Source organism: Streptomyces malaysiense (assembly GCF_000980885.2).
GTDB lineage: Bacteria > Actinomycetota > Actinomycetes > Streptomycetales > Streptomycetaceae > Streptomyces > Streptomyces malaysiense.
This window is the reverse complement of record NZ_LBDA02000079.1, coordinates 1-18574: the sequence shown is the minus strand read 5'-3', so window position 1 is coordinate 18574 and position 18574 is coordinate 1. Positions and strand designations below refer to the sequence as shown.

Here is an 18574-nt window from a genome sequence, read left to right as displayed (position 1 = left end):
CGTCTCGTCTAGGCCGTGCGCAGGAAGCGGTCGAGGACGCGGACGCCGAAGTGCAGCGCCTCGACGGGCACGCGTTCGTCCACGCCGTGGAACAGCGCCTGGTAGTCGAGCCCTTCGGGCAGTTTCAGCGGTGCGAAGCCGTAGCCGGTGATGCCGAGGCGGGAGAACTGCTTGGCGTCGGTGCCGCCGGACATGCAGTACGGCACGACATGTCCCTCGGGCGCGAACTCCTGCACGGCCGCGCGCATCCGGTCGAAGAGAGCCGAGTCCACCGGTGCTTCGAGGGCGACCTCGCGGTGCGCGAACTCCCAGTCGACGTCCGGTCCGGTGAGCCGGTCGAGGGTGGCGGTGAACTCCTCCTCGCCGCCGGGCAGATAACGTCCGTCCACATGGGCGACGGCCTCGCCGGGGATCACGTTCAGCTTGTAACCGGCTTCCAGCATGGTCGGGTTGGCGCTGTTGCGGACGGTCGCCTCGACCAGCCTGGCGGCCGGGCCCAGCTTCTCCAGCAGCCGGTCGACATCGCCGAAGTCGGCGTCGATGCCGTACAGCGCGGCGAGTTCGGTGAGCGCGGCGCGCACGGTCGGGGTGAGCCGCAGCGGCCACTCGTGCTCGCCGACGCGGGTGACGGCGGCGGCGAGCCGGGTCACCGCGTTCTCCCTGTTCACCTTGGAGCCGTGCCCGGCGCGGCCGCGCGCGGTCAGCTTGAGCCATCCGGTGCCGCGTTCGCCGGCCGCGATCGGGTAGATCTGCCGCCCGGCGCCGTCGTGGAAGGTGAAGGCGCCGGACTCGGAGATGCCCTCGGTGCAGCCCTCGAACAACCCGGCGTGCTCGTCGGCGAGAAAGCCGGAGCCGTCCTCGGCGCTGGCCTCCTCGTCGGCGGTGAACGCGATGACCAGATCACGGCGGGGCCGCACCCCCGTGCGGGCCCAGGAGCGGACCACGGCGAGGATCATCGCGTCCATGTTCTTCATGTCGACGGCGCCCCGCCCCCACACCACCCCGTCCCGGACCTCCCCGGAGAAGGGGGGCACGCTCCACTCGGCGGCCTCGGCGGGCACCACGTCGAGATGACCGTGGACCAGCAGGGCGTCGGCAGCCGGGTCGGTGCCCGGGATCCGGGCGACCACATTGGTACGGCCGGGGGTGCGCTCCAGCATCAGCGGTTCGAGGCCGGCGCCGGCCAGCCACTCGGCCGCATACTCGGCGGCAGGCCGCTCCCGGCAGTCGCCGCCGCCCCGGTTCGTGGTGTCGATCCGGATCAGCCCCGAGGTGAACTCCACCACCTCGTCGAGGGCCTGCGGGTCAGCCATACTGCTCCTCCACGGCGCTGGAGACGATCGTGGTGACCGCCTTGAACGTCCGGATCCCCTCGTACATGGTGGCGCTGGTGTACGCCACCTTCCGCTCGCCGACGCGCGCCACGCCCGGGACCACGGTCGCGGCCAGCGCCAGGTGCTCGGCGTCGAACTCCACGGCCACGGTGAACGGGCCCGCCTCCACGGGCGCGTGGCGCACCGCGAGCCGGGCGGCCTCCTTGGCGGCGGCACGGATGTCGGCCGCGGTGCGGGCCGGGGCGCGGCAGACGGCCGCGTATCGGGACACATGGTCCTTGACGGCGACCTTCAGCGCCTCGGGCGCGTAGCCGAGGGCGTCCTCGCAGGCCACGTCGTCGCCCGTGACGAGGACGACGGGGACGCCGTACTCGGCGACGACATGCGCGTTGAGCAAGCCCTCGCTGGCGCGTACGTCGTTCAGCCAGACACCGGTGATCTGGTTGGCGAGGTAGGTGTGGGCGAGCACGCCCTCCATCCCGGCGCCCGCGTGGTAGCCGACGAAGGCGACCCCGTCGACGTCCCCGTGCTGGACGCCCTCGACCATGGACAGCGCCTTGTGCCGCCCGGTGAGCATCTCCGTCCGCTCATCCATCTGTTCGAGCAGCAGATTGCGCATCGTCCAGTGGGCCTCGTTGACGAGCACCTCGTCGGCGCCGCCGTCGAAGAAACCCCGCACGGCGGCGTTCACGTCCGAGGTGAACATCCCCCGGCAGCGCTCCCACTGCGGCGTCCCCGGCAGTACGTCCGCCGGCCAGGTGACACCGGTGGCCCCCTCCATGTCGGCACTGATGAGGATCTTCATGGAGCGTCACGTTACGCGCTGCGGGGTTCCCCGGCTACAAAAGCCACGAACCTCGCCCCCGCGGCGTCCTGCCGCCGGTCAGGGGGCGGCTCGGCCACGCGGGCGAGGCTCGGCCCAGGGCTTTTCCCCGGACCCCGCGATCCCGCGACCCCGGCGGGATCCTTGAGGGGAGCCCCTAGCGTCCCGCGAGCACGAACCAGCGTGCGGGCAGGTCGATGCGGGTTCCGTCGGTGAGGTGTTCGGTCTGCGGGAGGACGGTGTCGCCCTCGGCGAGGACGGTCAGGCCGGCCTCGCCGAGCAGGCGCGGGACCTCGCCCTCGTCGGCGTCGGCGGGCTTGAGGTGGTGCCGGAAGACCCGCATGAGCTTGGGCGGCGGGCCGGACGGCTCGGAGGCGGCGCGCTCCAGGACCTCGCGGGAGGCGGGGGTGAGCTCCACGACGAAGGCGCGGCCCGCCTCGCCGACGAGCATGGCGACGGCGGCGGCGACCGCGGAGCGCGCGGCGGGCTCGCTCTGGTGGATGACGGCCCGCATGTAGACGTTGCAGTCGCCGAGCCTGCCGTGCAGGGCCTTCACCGCGTCGCTGTCGGTCAGGTCCAGCTGTTCGAACTCCACGGGCGCGTCCCCGGCGGCGCGCCGGGCGTGTTCGACGGCCGCGTGCGAGAGGTCCACGCCGACGGCGCGGGCGAACCGGGTGGCCAGATAGCGGGTCTGGGTGCCGTTGCCGCAGCCGAGGTCGACTATGGTGCGGGACCGGTCCGCGTGCGGCAGGAGCAGCGCGGAGTGCGGCTCCGCGGTCAGCGAGGGGTCCGAGTCCCAGATCGCCTCACCCGGAGCCTCGGAGGTCTCGCTCCAGTAACTCTCCCAGTTGCCACGGTAGTTGTCCGAAACATTCATGCGCTCTCCCAGATCGGTTGCCGTGATCGGGATATCGCGGGGACCGGGGCGCGGGCAAGGGCGGGGCGGCCGCCTTCACGGGACGTACCGATGCCTCTCGCCGGCTCAGCGGCTGCCCGTGACCGACTGTTCGAACCAGACCGTCTTGCGGTGGCCGGTGGCGCTCGCGCCCCATTCGCGGGCGAGCCTGCTGACCACGCGCAGCCCGCGCCCGTACTCGTCACGGGGGCCGGCGGCGATCATCGCGGGCAGGGTGGGCTCCTCGTCGGTGACCTCGAACAGCAACGCGTCGGTGCGTACCACCCGCAGCCCGATCCGGTCTCCCTCGGCGTGCCGTACGGCGTTGCCGACGACCTCGCTCACCAGCAGCTCGGCGGTCTCCACCGGCTCCGGCAGGCCCCAGGCGAGGAGTTGCTCGCGAACCAGGCGGCGGGCCCGGCCCACCTCGCGGGGCTCGTTGTCGAGCCGCCACTCGGCGACGTGTTCGGCGGGGATGCCGTTGAGCCGGGCCATCAGCAGGGCGACGTCGTCCTTGCGGCCGCCGTGGGTGTTGAGGGCGCGGATGATGGTGTCGCAGGCGTCGTCCATGGAGGCGGCGGGATGCGCGGCGGACTCGCAGAGCGCGGCGAGGCCCTCGCCGATGTCCGAGCCGCGCACCTCGACCAGGCCGTCGGTGCACAGCACCAGCCGGTCCCCGGGCGCGACCCTGATCCGGACCGCCTCGAACGGGACGCCGCCGACGCCTATGGGCGCACCCGTCGGCAGGTCGAGCAGCTCACTGCTGCCGTCCTCGGCGCGCACCACCACCGGCGGGATGTGTCCGGCGTTGGCGAGGGTGACCTCGCCGCGGATCGGATCGTAGACCGCGTACAGGCAGGTGGCGAGGTAGTTGTCGCCCAGCCGGCGGGCCAGGTCGTCCAGGTTGCGCAGGAGCTGGACCGGCGGGGTCTCCATCGCGGCCATGGTCTGCACGGCGGTGCGCAACTGGCCCATCATCGCGGCCGAGTGGAGGCCGTGGCCCATGACGTCGCCGACGACCAGGGCGGTACGGGAGCCGGGCAGTTTGATGGTGTCGAACCAGTCGCCGCCGATCCGTCCGAGCCGGGTGCCCGGAAGGTAGCGGGTGGCGACGTCGCAGCCGGCCATCCGCGGGGTGACCTGCGGGAGCATGTCGTCCTGGAGGGTGTCGGCGACGTTCTCCTGGTACGTGTACATGCGCGCGTTGTCGAGCACGAGGCCCGCGCGGGCGGCGAGTTCGGCGCCGGTGGTGCGGTCCATGTCGTCGAACTCGGGCCGGTCGGGGCGGCGCATCAGCACCATGAATCCGAGGACGACATCACGCGCCTTGAGCGGCACGATCAGCAGCGAGCGGCCGCCGATCAGCGGCCTGAGGTCGCGCTTCTCGAACTCGCCGGAGATGCGCTCGGACAGTTCGTCGGTGACCTTCGGGACGAGCACCGGGTCGCCGGTGACCATGCACTGGTGGAACGGGGTGTGCTCGGGGAAGGCGAAGGCCTCGCCCACCGGCACCGTGTCGTCCCAGCGGCCCGGTTCGTCGTTGTGCTCGACCCACACCCGGAACATGACGGTGCTGGCGTCGGGCGGCCCGTCCGGGAAGCCCTCGCCGGCGAGGACGGCCGCGCGCAGATGGGTGCCCGCGAAGTCGGCGAAGCGGGGCACGGCGGCGCTGGTGACCTCGCGGATGGTCTCGCCGAGGTCGAGCGAGGAGCCGATGCCGGAGCTGACCTCGTTGAGGAATTCGAGGCGCTCGCGGACGGCGGCGTACTCCAGGTCCCGTTCGGCGCCGAGGGGTACGGCTGTCACCGCGGGCGGGCGCGGGCGCGTTTCGACGCTCTCGGCGGCTACCGCTGGAGCGCGGCCCAGGCGGCGGGGCACGCCCCAGTACGGGGTCACCGGGACCCGTTCGAACTGGCTGAACTCCAGTACGGGATAGCCCAGTTCGAGGATCTGGGAGACGATGCGGCCGCTGAGCCCAGGGCCCATGTTGGGCAGGATCTCCGGCAGCCGGCGCTCCAGTTCGTCGAAGGCCGGCAGCTCGGTGTGGCGGGCGAAGCCGGGCGCGATGCGTTCGGCGGCCTCGTCGTCGTAGCCGCGCTCCGCGCGCAGCCGGACGGCGTCGGCGGCGAGCACCAGCAGCCGGGCGGGTCCGGGGCCGACCAACGGGTAGGCCCACCACAGCACGTCGAGCCGCTCAGGGCCGGGCTCCGGCTCGTCGTCCGTCTCCCGTCGCCGGGGTGCGAAGAGGCGGGCGCGGCCGGCCGTGGCGAAGGAGGACTGTCCGCCGAGGGACGCCTCCAGGTCGGGGCCCGGCCCCAGGTCGTCGGCGTACCCCGCGGCGCCGTGGTCCGGCTCCGCGTCGTACGCCTCGCGGGCGTCCGGCACGGGGTCGCCCCGGAGTCGGTCGGGGAGGGCGCCGGTGACCGGCAGCAGATCGCCCGCAGGGCGTCCGACGGCCTCCTCGCGGGCCACGCCGAACAACCGCCGCGCCCCGCTGCTCCAGTGGGACACCCGGCCGTCACGGTCCACGACGATCACGGCAAGCGGAAGCCGGCCCGCTTCGGTGCCGGCGGCGCCGCGCCCGGGAGCCGTGTCCCGCTCGCTGGCACGATCCATGGCCCAGGCCCCTTCTCCCCACGGCTGCTCGCAAACGATCTGTGCCGCTGGCCACTACGGTACGGCGACGGCCGGTGGCGATGTGTGGCAATCCGGGAATTGCTCTCACATGATCGCACCAGCCGGCGGCCCGGCACCCGCGCGGGCGCCGGCTCAGTCCTCGTGCCCCAGCTGGAGATCCCGCTCCGTCCGGCCCCCGCCCGCGACCTGGAGCACCGTGGCGACCGGCGGGTAACCCGCGGCGATGACCGTGTACTCGCCGGAGGACAGGTCCACGAACCGGAAGGCCCCGTCCGCTCCGGTGGTGAGGGTGTCCACGACGTTGCCCGCGGCATCCAGAAGGGTGACCCGCGCGTCCTCCACGACCCGTCCGCCACTCGCCCGTACGACACCCCGCAGCACGGCGCCGCCCGCGAGTTCGACGTCCTGCCGGGTCTCCCGGGACGCCTGCACGCTGACCGGGAGGGCGGCCGGGCGGAACGCGGGGGCGCTGGCGGCGAGGGTGTACTCGCCCGCGACCAGCTCGGTGATGACGTAACCGCCCTCGCGGCCGCTGCGGGTGGTGGCGACGACCTCGCCGTGCACATTGGTCAGCGTGACGGTGGCGTCCCGTACGGGGCTGCCGTCGGCGGTGAGCACGCCGCCCGCGAGTCGTCCCGCGCCGCCGAGGACGACGTCGAGTTCCACCGGCCGCTCGCCGACGGTGACGGAGACGGCCTGCGGCTGATGCCCGCCGGCGGCGGCGATCAGGACGTACGACCCGGAGCCGGGCGTGCTCAGCGCGTACCGCCCGTCCTCGCCGCTCGCGCCCCGGCCGATCTGCCGGCCGGTGACGTCGACGAGAGTGAGCGCGGCGCGGGGCACCACGGTGCCGTCGGGGTGCTGCACGGTGCCGCACACCGGGATTCCGGCGGCGTAGGGCGAACGGGCATGGGGGACGGAGGTGTGCGCGCTGTCGGGGTCGGATTCGGTGGCGTGGTGGGACACCAGGGGTTTCTCCTTGAGGAAGAAGGCGACGAGGAGGCCGAGGACGAGCACCGGGACCAGGTACAGGAAGATCCGGGGCATGGCGTCGGCGTACGCGCGGACGTAGGCGTCGCGCAGGGCCGGGGGCAGGGCGTGGACCAGTTGCGGGGTGAGGGACTCGGGGTCGGGCAGCCGGGTCCCGGCGCGCGGGGGCAACTCCCGGCGCAGGGCGTGTCCGAGCCGGTTCGCGAAGAGGGTGCCGAAGACGGCGGCGCCCACGCTGCCGCCGATCTGCCGGAAGTAGTTGCTGGCGCTGGTGGCGGTGCCGAGGTCGGCGGGGCGCGCCGAGTTCTGCACGGCGAGGACGAGCACGGGCATCACCAGGCCGATACCCGCGCCGAGCACGGCCATCCAGACGCTGTACTGGAGCCGGGAGGTTTCCGCGTCGAGGCGGGACAGCAGCCACATGCCGACGGCGGAGACGGCGCCGCCGAGCACGGGATAGATCCGGTAGCGCCCGGTGTGGCTGATGAGCTGGCCGGACAGCAGCGAGGCCACGACGATGCCGGCCGTCATGGGCAGCATCAGCAGCCCGGAGCCGGTGGCGCTGGCCCCGTCGACCATCTGGAGGAAGGTCGGCAGGTAGCCGGCGGCGCCGAACAGGGCGACACCGATGACGAGGCCGACCAGAGCGGTGACGTTGAAGACGGGGTCGCGGAACAGCCGCAGCGGGATGAGGGGTTCGGCCGCGAAGCGCTCGGCGACCAGGAAGAGCGCGGTGGCGGCGAGGGCGCCCGCGCCGAGGCCGAGAATCTGCCGGGAGCCCCACGCGTACTCGGTGCCGCCCCAACTGGTCAGCAGCACCAGGCACGTCGACGCGGCGGCGAGCAGCAAAAAGCCGAGCACGTCCAGGCGGCCGCGCGCTTCGGGCCTGGGCAGCCGGAGGACGGCGGCGACCACGACGAACGTGACCAGCCCGAAGGGGACGTTGACGTAGAAGCACCAGCGCCAGGAGAGATGATCGGTGAAGTAGCCGCCGAGCAGCGGGCCGGCGACGGAGGCGACTCCGAAGGCGGCCCCGATCAGGCCCATGTAGCGGCCGCGCCGCCGGGGCGGCACGATGTCGGCGATGATCGCCTGTACCCCGATCATGAGCCCGCCCGCGCCGGCGCCCTGCAGGGCGCGGTAGGCGATCAGCTGGTTCATGCCGCCCGCGTGTCCGGCGAGCGCGGAGCCGGCGACGAAGACCGCGATGGCGAACAGGAAGACGCCCTTGCGGCCGAAGAGGTCGCCGAGCTTGCCGTACAGCGGCAGGCCGATGGTGGAGGTCAGCAGATAGGCGGTGATCGCCCAGGACATCCGGTCCAGGCCGTGGAGTTCGCCGACCACCTTGGGCAGGGCGGTGGCGACGATCATCTGGTCGAGGGCGGCCGACAGCATCGCCAGCATCAGCCCGAGGAAGACCAGCCGCACCCGGCGCGGGCTCAGCGAGTGACCGGGCACCGGCGCTTCGGGGCCGCCCGCCGCGCCGTCCGTCGGGGGCTCCTGCGGGGCACCCTCGGCGGGTGCCCTGCGGGCCGCGGGCAGCAGCACGAGCGTGTCGTGATCCACCAGAGTCGTCCCGCCCACGTACCGCTCCCCTCGTCGCCGTCATCGCGGCTGTCGTACCCGTGCAATTTCTCGCGCGAGGCGACAACTACGAACAACAGCGGTGAGTTACGGGGCGGTTCCCGGTGGGCGGGACTTCCACTCGAACCGGTGAAGGGACGCCCCTGGAAGGGCTCAACGCCCCTTCACCGTGCGGGGGTTGGGGCTACTTCTCGACCTCGGTGGCGAGCCGGGCGAGCACGGCGTCGTAGATGCGGCCGAGGCCCTTGGGCGCGAAGGTCCGCTCGAAGAAGCCGCCGATGCCGCCGGCGCCCTTCCAGGTGCTGGTGACGACGACGCGGGCCTTGCCCTCACCGGCGGGGGTGACGCGCCAGGTGGTGACCATGGAGGAGTTGCGGTCCTTCTCGACCAGCTCGCCGTCGGTGGGCTCGCTCACCTCCAGCAGGCAGTCGCGCACCCGCTTGCTGGTGGCCTGGAGCTTCCAGTGGACGAGGGTGCCCTCGCCGTCGCCGCCCTCGCGCACCTCGTACTCGCTGAACTGCTCGGGCAGCAGCTTCCGCCGGGTGCCGCGGTAGTCGGCGAGGGCGTCGAGCACCTTCTCCGCGTCCGCCGCGACGACCCGCTCCGTAGTGGCCTCGACCTGCGCCATTGCGTTCCTCCAGGACCTGATTGCTCGGGATTGGGAAAAGCCAACCATCCCGGGTCCCGGCCGCCCAAATCGGGGTGCGTGTCGGGGGCGCGACGGGGTGACCGGCGGGGCGCGACGGGGCGCGACGGGGTACGCACGATCATGGGAACAGATGTTCTATTGTGTCGGACGAGCGCCACCGAGGAGGGGTCATGCGCTGGGACAACCTCACCGACGAGCCCGCCGGACACGGCCGCGTCCCCGACGCCGCGCTGTTCGGCGCGGACGCCGTGACCACCCGTACGTTCGACACGCCCGAATTCCGCGGGACCACCTTCCACGAGGTCCGGGCACGCTCGGTGCTCAACCGGGTGCCGGGCGCCTCCCGGATGCCGTTCGAATGGACGGTGAACCCGTACCGGGGCTGTTCGCACGCGTGTGTCTACTGCTTCGCGCGCAAGACGCACGGCTATCTGGATCTGGACACCGGCATCGGTTTCGACACCCAGATCGTGGTCAAGGTGAACGCACCGGAGGTGCTGCGCCGCCAGCTGGGCTCCGGCCGCTGGCGCGGCGACCACGTGGCGATGGGCACCAACGTCGACTGCTACCAGCGCGCCGAGGGCCGCTACCGGCTGATGCCGGGCATCATCTCCGCCCTCACCGAGCACGCGAACCCGTTCTCGATCCTGACCAAGGGCACGCTCATCCTGCGCGACCTGGGCCTGCTGGTGCGCGCGGCGGAGGTGACGGACGTCGGCATCTCGGTCTCCGTCGGCTTCCTGGACACCGGCCTGTGGCGCACCGTGGAACCGGGCACGCCCGCGCCCGAACGCCGGCTGGACGTCGTACGCGCCCTCGGCGAGCACGGCATCGGCTGCGGCGTCCTGATGGCGCCGGTGATCCCGTTCCTCGGCGACCGTCCGGAGCAGCTGCGGGCGACCGTCGAGGCCGTCGCGGCGGCCGGGGCGGCCTCGGTGACCCCGCTGGTGCTGCATCTGCGGCCCGGCGCGCGGGAGTGGTTCATGGCCTGGCTGGCCGAGCACCACCCGGATCTGGTGCGCCGTTACGAGCGGATGTACGCCGGGGGGTCCTACGCGCCGACCTGGTACCAGCGCCGGATCACCCGTCAGGTGCACGAGCTGGCTCGGGAGTACGGCATCGGGCCCACGCGGGCGGGCGCGGCCCGCCTGGTCCGCACGGCGCAGCCCGCGCCGCTCCCCGAGACGGCCGAGCCGACGCAGCTCACCCTGATGTGACGCCCGTTCGGGAGCGTTCGAGGGCTTCGCGCGGGCAATAGGGTCAACTATCGGCACAACACGTTCTCCGGGGGCCCCGCATCGGGACGATGCGGCGAGGACCGCGATCGCGCGGTCCGCTCGACCTCTCCGTCCCGGGAGGACCCATGAGAAGACGCGCAGCCGTGCTGTGCGCGGCCGCCGCCGTCCTGGCGGGCTCGGTCACCACGGTGCCGGCGCGGGCCGCCGCGCCCGCGCCGCTCACCTGGAAGAAGTGCGCCACCGACGACTACCCGACACTCGAGTGCGCCTCGCTCGATGTGCCGCTGGACCACGCGAGACCGTCGGGCCAACACATCACGCTCGCCCTGTCCCGCGTCCCGCACACCGCGGCGGCCTCCCAGGGCCCGCTGCTGGTCAACCCCGGCGGCCCCGGCGGCAGCGGGCGCACGCTCGCCGGGTTCGTGGCCTCGGCGCTGCCGAAGGACGTGGCGGCGCGGTACGACGTCATCGGCTTCGACCCGCGCGGGGTCGGCCACAGCAGCCCGGCCCTCGACTGCGCGCCCGGCCACTTCGCGCCGGTGCGCCCGGACACCGTGCCGGACACGTCCGCGCTCGAACAGGCGAACCTGGAGCGCGCCCGGTCCTTCGCCGCGGAGTGCGGCAAGCGGTACGGCGACGTGCTGCCGTACATGGACACCGTCAGCAGCGCGCAGGACATGGACAGCATCCGCGAGGCCCTCGGCGCGTCGCGGATCAGCTACTTCGGCTACTCGTACGGCACCTACCTCGGCGCGGTCTACGCCAAGCTGCATCCCGACCGGGTCCGCAGGCTGGTGCTGGACTCGATCGTCGATCCGACCGGGGTCTGGTACGCGGACAACATCGGCCAGGAGCGGGCCTTCGACGACCGGCACCGCGCGCTGATGGCCTGGATCGCCAAGTACGACGCGACGTACGGGCTCGGCAAGGACCCCGCGAAGGTCGAGGCCGAGTGGTACGCGATGCGGGCTGCCCTGGCGAAGAAACCGGCCGGGGGGAAGGTGGGCGCGGCCGAGCTGGAGGACACGTTCATCCCGGGCGGCTACTACAACGGCTACTGGCCGTACCTCGCCGAGGCGTTCGCCGCCTACGTCCACGACGGCAGGACCGAGCCGCTGGTGAGGGCGTACGACGAGTTCGCCGGCGTGGACTCCTCCGGCGACAACGGCTACAGCGTGTACACGGCCGTGCAGTGCGGGGACACCGCCTGGCCGCGCGACTGGGCGCGCTGGCGGCGGGACGCGTGGGCGGTGCACGAGAAGTCGCCGTTCATGGCCTGGAACAACGCCTGGTACAACGCGCCGTGCCTGTTCTGGCCGGCGAACCGCGCCCGGCAGCCGGACGTGGCCAACGGCGAACTGCCGCCGGCGCTGCTGTTCCAGGCCACGGACGACGCGGCCACCCCGTACGCCGGCGGCGTCGCGGCCCACCGTCTGCTGGCCGGCTCCAGCCTGGTGGTCGAACAGGGCGGCGGCAACCACGGCATCACCCTGAGCGGCAACGCGTGCCTGGACGGCTACCTCGCCGCCTACCTCGCCGACGGCGCGGTACCCCGCTCCTCCGGCCCGGCGGACGCCGTCTGCGCCAAGTCCCCGGACCCGGTGCCGCTCGCCTCGAAGGCGGCGTCCACGGCCTCGCGCGGGTCGATCCTGCACGGCCTGCTGGGGTTCCGGAGCTGAGGGCGGCGCACGGGGGGCGGCCGGGGAGCCGTCGCCAAGTGGTCTCCCGAGCGCAGGCGTTGCCGGGGGCGTGGTCCATGATTGGGCGCATGACCGAACCGATCAGGATCACCGCCCCCGCCGGTGTGGCGCCCGCGGCGCAGTACAGCCATGTGGTCGCGGCGACGGGCCGTCTCGTCGCCGTCTCCGGCCAGTTGGCCCTGGACGAGGACGGCGAACTCGTCGGCGTGGGCGACCCCGCGGCCCAGGCCCGCCAGGTCTTCGAGAACCTGGGCCGCTGCCTGGCCGCGGCGGGCGCGGGCTTCGAGCACGTGGTGAAGCTGACGTACTTCGTCACCGACATGGCCCACATGCCGGCCGTCCGCGCCGCCCGCGTCACCCGCATACCCGACGACCGCCTCCCGGCCTCCTCCGCGGTCCAGGTGGCCGGCCTGGTCTCCCCGGACTTCCTGATGGAGATCGAGGCGCTGGCGGTGGTCCCGGACGCCGGGTCCGCCACGGTCTGACCCCGGCGCCGCCCGCCCCGCCCCGGCCCCGCGGGCCGGGCCGGCGCCCCCGGTCCGCCACGGGTTCCCGGAACTTCGGGGTACCCGGGCCTCATGGAGAAGCCGCACCTTCCAGGACGCAGGGACCGCGACGACGGCGAGCCGGATTCCCGGGTGCCGTCGCCCGAGGAGGCCGGGCCGGGGCGGGAGGTGGAGGAGAGGGCTCCGCGGTCGCCGGCGCGGTTGCCGAAGGGCGCGTGGGCGGCCGTCCTCAAAGGGAGTCTCAAGGAGTTCAAGAAGGACGAGCTGACCGACCGGGCCGCCGCGCTGACCTACTACTCGGTGCTGGCCGTGTTCCCCGCGCTGCTGGTACTGGTGGCGCTGCTCGGTGTCACCGGGCGATCGACCACCGACCGGCTGCTGCACAGCATCCGGCAGCTCGCCCCCGGCTCCGCGCGGGACGTCCTCACGCGGACCGTGGAGCAGTTGCAGAACAGCGCCGGCACAGGGTCGGTCCTGGCGGTCGTGGGCATCGTGCTGGCCCTGTGGTCGGCGTCCGGGTACGTCGCCGCCTTCATCCGCGGCGCGAACGCCGTCTACGACGTGCCGGAGGGCCGCCCGATGTGGAAGGTGCTGCCGGTGCGCCTCGGGGTCACCGTGGCGCTGGTGCTGATCGCGCTGGTCTGCGCCGTGATCGTGGTCTTCAGCGGTGGCCTGGCCCGGCACACCGGACAGGCCCTCGGCATGGGGGACGCGGCACTGACGGCCTGGTCGATCGCCAAGTGGCCGGTGCTGGTCCTCCTCGTCGTCCTGATGATCGCCATCCTGTACTGGGCCTGCCCGAACGCGAAGGTCAGGGGATTCCGCTGGATCACTCCGGGCAGTCTCCTGGCGCTGCTCATCTGGATGGCCGCCTCCGCCGGCTTCGCGATCTACGTGGCGAACTTCTCGTCGTACAACAAGACCTACGGCGCCATGGCCGGTGCCATCATCTTCCTGATCTGGCTCTGGATCACCAATCTGGCGATCCTGCTGGGCCTGGAGTTCGACGCCGAGACCGCCCGGCAGCGGGCCGTCGCGGGCGGCCGTCCGCCCGGGTCCGACACTTCGTACACCGAACCCCGGGACACCGCGACGTGGGACCGGGACGATGTCCGCCGTATGAAAGACAGCTGATCGCCGTCCGCGCGCCGGGTGCGCGGGGGCGGCGCGCGGGACGTGCCCCCGCCGCTCCTTGTCCACTCCCCCGCACTGCTGTCAACCTCGGCCTCGGGCCACTGTGCGCACGGCGTGTCAGTGATCGGTGACGTCGCACAGCCGGCGAGGGGGGCAGCCGCATGGTGATCAACTCCAGGGGCGTGGTGGCCGCGATGGCCGGCGTTGCGGTGCTGGCCGCCGCGTCGGCCGCGACCGCGACGGCCGCCCAGTCGGCGCGGCCGGCCCGCGCCGGGACCACGTGCGGTACGAGCGTCGATCCCGGCACACGGATCCCGGGCCACCGCCGGCACGACGGTCCCGCCCTGCGGATCGGCGGCGCCACGGTCGAGGTGCGCTACGGCAACGCGAGGCCGGGCGCGCCGTACCGGGTCTGGGCGGCCGCCTCCGGTGCGGCCGAGGGCGACACGGTCACGCTGGAGTGGGACGTCGACTACGGCTCATGGGCGGACCTCGGTGCCTGCTCGGCAACCGTGCGCCCGGACGGCACGCGGCACACCCGCGCGGTCGGGTACCTGCACGGCAAGGGCTGGCACCTGGCGGCGCGGGCCTGCGCGTGGCACGCGGGGCACCGGGTGTGCACCGCGTACTGGCCCTGATCGCACGAGCCGCGGGCCGGGCGCCGAACCGCCCGGCCCGCCGTCAGCCGGTCCGCTTCCCCTCGGGGAGCCGGGCCAGCGCGTACACCGCCGCCTCCGCGAGCGCCGGATGGGCGAGAGCCTCCGTGAGGACGCGCCGGGCGCGGTCGTCGCCGAGGGCGCCGAGGCCCTCCACGCAGGCGAGGGCGACCCGCCGGTACGGGTCGTGCGGGCGCAGCCGGCGCTCCAGGGTGGTGATCAGCGCGGGCACGGACTCGGGGGCGCGCAGCACGACGAGGAGCCGCACCGGGTGCAGGGCGTAGGCGACACGGAGTTCGTTGGTGGCGAGGGCGGCGGCCGCGCGGGCGGTGCGGGGGTCGCCGAGCCGGGCCAGCGCGTGCGCGGCACCGGCGCAGCGCGGGGGGTCGCGGTGGTTGAGCAGGAGCACCAGGGACTCGAAGGCACGCCGGTCGCCCGCGCGGCCGAGCCGGAAGGCGGCCAACTCCCTCGCCCACAGCGGCTGTCCGGGCGCGCTGAGGACCTCCGCCAGTTCGTCCAGGTCCCCGGTGGCCAGCAGGGCGTCGAACGCCGCCGAGCCTCCCGACTCCTGCCGTAAGCGTTCCGTGACCGATCGCAACTCTTCGTCCACGGCATCAGGTTAAGCATGTTGCCGGGGCAACGGGAGACACCTGGCACACAAAGAACCCTTCAGGGGGCTGGCGCGCTCGTTACCCACCGGTTAAGCTCAGACGAGCGAGCAACCCTCTCGCACTCCGCTGGCGACGGTCTGGTGACGCGGCCGTCGCGGGCAAGGATCGGTTCGGTACATCGGGTGCGCCTCGCGCGCCAAGTACCGCGAGTACGACCCGGCTTCGGGACAGAGCCGGTCGGAAGACATCGCCGCCGCCGGGCGTGTGCACGCCCTTCGGCACCGGCACCGGGCGTGTGCGCTCGTCAGCCCGGCAACACCCGCACTCCTTCGCGTTCCGTGGTGCGCCTTCGGCGCACCCGGCGCTTCCTCGTCGTCACCCTCATCCCTGGAGTCCCGCGATGGCCACTCCCCTGTCCGACACCCCTCTGTCCCTCATGAAGATCGCTGTCGTCGGCCTCGGCACGATGGGCACCGGCATCGCCGAGGTCCTCGTGCAGGCCGGCCGCGAGGTCGTCGGCATCGACATCGGCGAGGCCCAGGTCGCCCGCGCGCTGGCCGCCCTGGAGTCCTCCACCGCCCGCTCCGTGGAGCGCGGCCGGCTGACCGGGACCGAGCGCACGGAAGCCCTCGCCCGGCTGCGCACCTCCACCGACCTGGCCGCGGCGGCCGACGCCGACCTCGTGATCGAGGTGGTCCCGGAGTCGTACGAGACCAAGCACCAGATCTTCCGCGAACTGGACGGCGTCGTCCGCCCGGAGGCCATCCTCGCCACCGGCACCAACGCCCTGTCGGTGACCCGCCTCGCCGCCGACTCGGCCCGCCCCGAGCGCGTGCTCGGGCTGCACTTCTTCAACCCGGCACCGGCGATGAAGCTGGTGGAGGTCGTCTCCTCGGTGCTGACCGCGCCGCAGGTCGTCGCCGCCGTCACGGACCTCGCGCTCGCACTGGGCAAGGAGCCCGTCGCGGTGGGCGACCGTCCCGGCTTCGTCGCGGACGGCCTGCTGTTCGGCTACCTCAACCAGGCGGCCGCGATGTACGAGTCCCGCTACGCCTCCCGTGAGGACATCGACGCGGCGATGCGGCTCGGCTGCGGTCTGCCGATGGGCCCGCTCGCGCTGCTCGACCTGATCGGCATCGACACGGCGCGCACCGTCCTCGACGCCATGTACGCCGAGTCCCGCGACCGGCTGCACGCCCCCGCCCCGATCCTCAAGCAGCTCAGCGAGGCGGGCCTGACCGGCCGCAAGTCCGGGCGCGGCTTCTACACCTACGAGGCTCCGGGCAGCGCCACCGTGGTGCCGGACCCGCTGACCCCGGCGGCGGACGGCGCCGGCGTCCCGGGCCGCGAGGTCCGCTCGGTGGGCGTCGCCGGCTCCGGCACCATGGCCTCCGGCATCGCCGAGGTGTTCGCCAAGGCGGGTTACGACGTCGTCCTGGCCGCGCGCAGCGAGGAGAAGGCCGGGGCGGCCAAGGCCAGGATCGGCAAGTCGCTGGCGCGCTCCGTGGACAAGGGCCGGCTGACCGCCGAGGCGGCCGCCCAGACCCTGGAGCGGATCACCCCGGCCGGTTCCTACGACGCCTTCGCGGACGTCGACCTGGCCGTCGAGGCGGTCGCCGAGGACCTGGAGGTCAAGCGGCAGCTCTTCCAGTCGCTGGACAAGGTCTGCAAGCCCGGCGCGGTGCTCGCCACCACGACCTCCTCCCTGCCCGTCGTCGCCTGCGCCCGCGCCACCTCGCGCCCGCAGGACGTGATCGGCATGCACTTCTTCAACCCGGCCCCGGCCATGAAGCTGGTCGAGGTCGTGCGCACGGTGCTGACCGCCGACGATGTGCACGCCACCGTCCACGAGGTCTGCCGGAAGGTCCGCAAGCACGCCGTGGACTGCGGCGACCGGGCCGGCTTCATCGTGAACGCGCTGCTGTTCCCTTACCTGAACAACGCGGTGAAGATGGTCGAGGAGCACTACGCGACGCTGGACGACATCGACGCGGCGATGCGGCTCGGCGGCGGCTACCCGATGGGCCCGTTCGAGCTGCTGGACGTGGTCGGTCTGGACGTCTCGCTGGCCATCGAGAAGGTGCTGCACCGCGAGTTCCGCGACCCTGGTCTCGCCCCGGCCCCGCTCCTGGAGCACCTGGTGGCCGCGGGCTGCCTCGGCCGCAAGACCGGCCGCGGCTTCCGCGAGTATGCCCGCCGCTGACGGCGTCGGCGACTGGTCCCCCGCGGAGACGGACGCGGAGGCGGACTGGGGCGGGCTGCTCGACCCCGCCACGGCTCCCCCGCCAGGCCCTTCGGGGCCGGGCGGGGCAAACCGGGCTCCCGCACACGGCACGGCGTACATGCAGTACGTTCGGGGCATGTCCCAGCCCGCCAAGTCCTCACGTACACCAGCTACGCCCGACGCGCCGGAAAGTGCCGCAGGCAGTCGAGCCGCCGCCCAGCGGCTCAAGATGCGCCGGGAACTGGCGGCCGCAGCCATGGAGCTGTTCGCGACCAAGGGGTACGAGGCCACCACCGTCGACGAGATCGCGGCGGCCGCCGGCGTCGCCCGCCGCACCTTCTTCCGCCACTTCCGCTCCAAGGAGGAGGCGATCTTCCCGGACCACGACGACACCCTGGTCCGCGCCGAGGCGGTCCTCAACGCCGCTCCGGCGCACGAGCACCCGCTCGACACGGTGTGCCGGGGCATCAAAGAGGTCATGAGGATGTACGCGGCACACCCGGACATCTCCGTGGCCCGCTACCGGCTCACCCGTGAGGTGCCCACCCTGCGGGAGGCCGAGATCGCCTCCGTCGCCCGCTACGAGCGCCTGTTCACCCGCTATCTGCTCGGCCACTTCGACGAGCGCGCGCACGCGGACGACGCCAATGACGACCCGTTGCTGGCCGAGGTCGCCGCCTCCGCGGTCGTCACCGCCCACAACCATGTGCTCCGGCGCTGGCTTCGCGCGGACGGCCAGGGCGATGTGGAGGCGCAGCTCGACCACGCGTTCGCGATCGTCCGCAGGACCTTCGGGACGGGCATCGGCGCCGGACGGAGCACGACCGCCCGGCCGGCGGCCACCGCCCCGGCGACGGTGTCCCCGCACGGCGAGGTGCTCGTCACCGTCGCCCGCACCGACGCCCCCCTCGAAGAGGTCATGCGCACCATCGAGGAGGCGCTGAAGGAGCGCTGAACCTGCCCCACCGCTGTGATGACGGCCACCCTTCGGGGTGGCCGTTTTGCCATGTCAGGGGCCCTTTTCATGCGGATTTCGAGAACCGTTCGATCGATCATCGCTCATTTGTTACGTAAAGATTTCATCTGAGAGGAACTTCTGGCACTCAGTGCCTTGTCACCTGACACGCGGTGTCATACGTTGAAGAGGTCCGGGCGGCCGGCGAGCAGCGACCATTCGTTCGCCGGCTGTCCCCGCAAGCCCATGGCCTGCGCGCCCGGACGCCTGCGTCACAGGCAACCTCCCGCGCCACAAAGCGCTGCCGAAGCACCACCGAGCCGAACCGACGGCACTTTCAAAAAACCCTCAGCAGCACGCACCGCACAGCACCGACGAACCCTCAAGCGCCCCTCCCCCGGGGACGCTCACCGCCGGAGGCACTACCGTGACCGTGAAGGACATCCTCGCCGCGATCCAGTCGAAGGACGCCACGTCCGCCGATTTCGCCGCCCTGCCGCTGCCCGAGTCGTACCGGGCGATCACCGTGCACAAGGACGAGACGGAGATGTTCGCGGGCATGAAGACCCGCGACAAGGACCCGCGCAAGTCGATCCACCTGGACGACGTCCCCGTGCCCGAGCTCGGGCCGGGTGAGG

The 18574-nt window shown here is 72.8% G+C and carries 14 protein-coding genes and 1 pseudogene; 8 read left to right on the top strand and 7 right to left on the bottom strand.

The window, feature by feature from the left end:
* Nucleotides 1-8: 8 nt before the first annotated feature.
* From VT52_RS28515 to VT52_RS28490, 6 genes are all read right to left on the bottom strand, one after another.
* On the bottom strand, nt 9-1313 hold the full coding sequence (locus VT52_RS28515) for a M20/M25/M40 family metallo-hydrolase (RefSeq protein ID WP_046418229.1): 1305 nt from the start codon (nt 1311-1313) through the stop codon (nt 9-11).
* A complete protein-coding gene (locus VT52_RS28510) occupies nt 1306-2139 on the bottom strand; it encodes a M55 family metallopeptidase (RefSeq protein ID WP_046418232.1) in 834 nt (277 codons plus the stop codon). The genes VT52_RS28515 and VT52_RS28510 overlap by 8 nt, the downstream gene beginning before the upstream one ends.
* Nucleotides 2140-2314: 175 nt before the next feature.
* Nucleotides 2315-3034: a class I SAM-dependent methyltransferase gene (locus VT52_RS28505; protein ID WP_046418234.1), complete on the bottom strand. Its 720-nt coding sequence runs from the start codon at nt 3032-3034 to the stop codon at nt 2315-2317.
* Nucleotides 3035-3139: 105 nt separating this feature from the next.
* The gene (locus VT52_RS28500) at nt 3140-5668 is read right to left on the bottom strand and encodes an ATP-binding SpoIIE family protein phosphatase (protein WP_046418236.1); all 2529 of its coding nucleotides are present in this window, start codon (nt 5666-5668) and stop codon (nt 3140-3142) included.
* Between the two features lie 153 nt (nt 5669-5821).
* On the bottom strand, nt 5822-8263 hold the full coding sequence (locus VT52_RS28495) for an MFS transporter (protein ID WP_107481469.1): 2442 nt from the start codon (nt 8261-8263) through the stop codon (nt 5822-5824).
* Between the two features lie 184 nt (nt 8264-8447).
* The gene (locus VT52_RS28490) at nt 8448-8891 is read right to left on the bottom strand and encodes an SRPBCC family protein (RefSeq protein ID WP_046418238.1); all 444 of its coding nucleotides are present in this window, start codon (nt 8889-8891) and stop codon (nt 8448-8450) included.
* A gap of 191 nt (nt 8892-9082) precedes the next feature.
* Here VT52_RS28490 and VT52_RS28485 point away from each other — a divergent pair, with 191 nt between their 5' ends.
* From VT52_RS28485 to VT52_RS28465, 5 genes are all read left to right on the top strand, one after another.
* The gene (locus VT52_RS28485; RefSeq protein WP_046418241.1) at nt 9083-10129 is read left to right on the top strand and encodes an Rv2578c family radical SAM protein; all 1047 of its coding nucleotides are present in this window, start codon (nt 9083-9085) and stop codon (nt 10127-10129) included.
* A 146-nt stretch (nt 10130-10275) separates the two neighbouring features.
* The gene (locus VT52_RS28480) at nt 10276-11829 is read left to right on the top strand and encodes an alpha/beta hydrolase (RefSeq protein WP_046418243.1); all 1554 of its coding nucleotides are present in this window, start codon (nt 10276-10278) and stop codon (nt 11827-11829) included.
* Nucleotides 11830-11918: 89 nt separating this feature from the next.
* Nucleotides 11919-12335 carry a RidA family protein gene (locus tag VT52_RS28475; protein WP_046418246.1) on the top strand — a complete coding sequence of 139 codons (417 nt, stop codon included), beginning with the start codon at nt 11919-11921 and terminating at the stop codon, nt 12333-12335.
* A gap of 93 nt (nt 12336-12428) precedes the next feature.
* A complete protein-coding gene (locus VT52_RS28470) occupies nt 12429-13490 on the top strand; it encodes a YihY/virulence factor BrkB family protein (protein WP_046418247.1) in 1062 nt (353 codons plus the stop codon).
* Nucleotides 13491-13651: 161 nt separating this feature from the next.
* Nucleotides 13652-14128, top strand: coding sequence for a hypothetical protein (locus VT52_RS28465; RefSeq protein ID WP_046418249.1), 477 nt, complete (start codon nt 13652-13654; stop codon nt 14126-14128).
* Between the two features lie 43 nt (nt 14129-14171).
* On the opposite strand, the gene VT52_RS28460 is transcribed toward VT52_RS28465, so the two are convergent.
* Nucleotides 14172-14756 carry an adenylosuccinate lyase gene (locus VT52_RS28460; RefSeq protein WP_046418250.1) on the bottom strand — a complete coding sequence of 195 codons (585 nt, stop codon included), beginning with the start codon at nt 14754-14756 and terminating at the stop codon, nt 14172-14174.
* 401 nt (nt 14757-15157) lie between these two features.
* Here VT52_RS28460 and VT52_RS28455 point away from each other — a divergent pair, with 401 nt between their 5' ends.
* From VT52_RS28455 to VT52_RS28445, 3 genes and pseudogenes are all read left to right on the top strand, one after another.
* On the top strand, nt 15158-16960 hold the full coding sequence (locus VT52_RS28455) for a 3-hydroxyacyl-CoA dehydrogenase family protein (protein WP_046418253.1): 1803 nt from the start codon (nt 15158-15160) through the stop codon (nt 16958-16960).
* A gap of 157 nt (nt 16961-17117) precedes the next feature.
* Nucleotides 17118-17936 (top strand): TetR family transcriptional regulator, encoded by an 819-nt coding sequence (locus VT52_RS28450; protein WP_240509912.1) that lies wholly within the window; start codon nt 17118-17120, stop codon nt 17934-17936.
* Nucleotides 17937-18369: 433 nt separating this feature from the next.
* Nucleotides 18370-18574 (top strand): annotated as a pseudogene (locus tag VT52_RS28445) (crotonyl-CoA carboxylase/reductase); the annotation flags it as partial.

What these genes read in the sequence shown, in the direction of transcription:
- VT52_RS28515 (WP_046418229.1), bottom strand. Translation starts at nt 1,313, where the DNA reads ATGGCTGACCCGCAGGCCCTCGACGAGGTGGTGGAGTTCACCTCGGGG.
- VT52_RS28490 (WP_046418238.1), bottom strand. Translation starts at nt 8,891, where the DNA reads ATGGCGCAGGTCGAGGCCACTACGGAGCGGGTCGTCGCGGCGGACGCG.
- VT52_RS28505 (WP_046418234.1), bottom strand. Translation starts at nt 3,034, where the DNA reads ATGAATGTTTCGGACAACTACCGTGGCAACTGGGAGAGTTACTGGAGC.
- VT52_RS28475 (WP_046418246.1), top strand. Translation starts at nt 11,919, where the DNA reads ATGACCGAACCGATCAGGATCACCGCCCCCGCCGGTGTGGCGCCCGCG.
- VT52_RS28510 (WP_046418232.1), bottom strand. Translation starts at nt 2,139, where the DNA reads ATGAAGATCCTCATCAGTGCCGACATGGAGGGGGCCACCGGTGTCACC.
- VT52_RS28470 (WP_046418247.1), top strand. Translation starts at nt 12,429, where the DNA reads ATGGAGAAGCCGCACCTTCCAGGACGCAGGGACCGCGACGACGGCGAG.
- VT52_RS28485 (WP_046418241.1), top strand. Translation starts at nt 9,083, where the DNA reads ATGCGCTGGGACAACCTCACCGACGAGCCCGCCGGACACGGCCGCGTC.
- VT52_RS28500 (WP_046418236.1), bottom strand. Translation starts at nt 5,668, where the DNA reads ATGGATCGTGCCAGCGAGCGGGACACGGCTCCCGGGCGCGGCGCCGCC.
- VT52_RS28465 (WP_046418249.1), top strand. Translation starts at nt 13,652, where the DNA reads ATGGTGATCAACTCCAGGGGCGTGGTGGCCGCGATGGCCGGCGTTGCG.
- VT52_RS28450 (WP_240509912.1), top strand. Translation starts at nt 17,118, where the DNA reads ATGTCCCAGCCCGCCAAGTCCTCACGTACACCAGCTACGCCCGACGCG.
- VT52_RS28455 (WP_046418253.1), top strand. Translation starts at nt 15,158, where the DNA reads ATGGCCACTCCCCTGTCCGACACCCCTCTGTCCCTCATGAAGATCGCT.
- VT52_RS28480 (WP_046418243.1), top strand. Translation starts at nt 10,276, where the DNA reads ATGAGAAGACGCGCAGCCGTGCTGTGCGCGGCCGCCGCCGTCCTGGCG.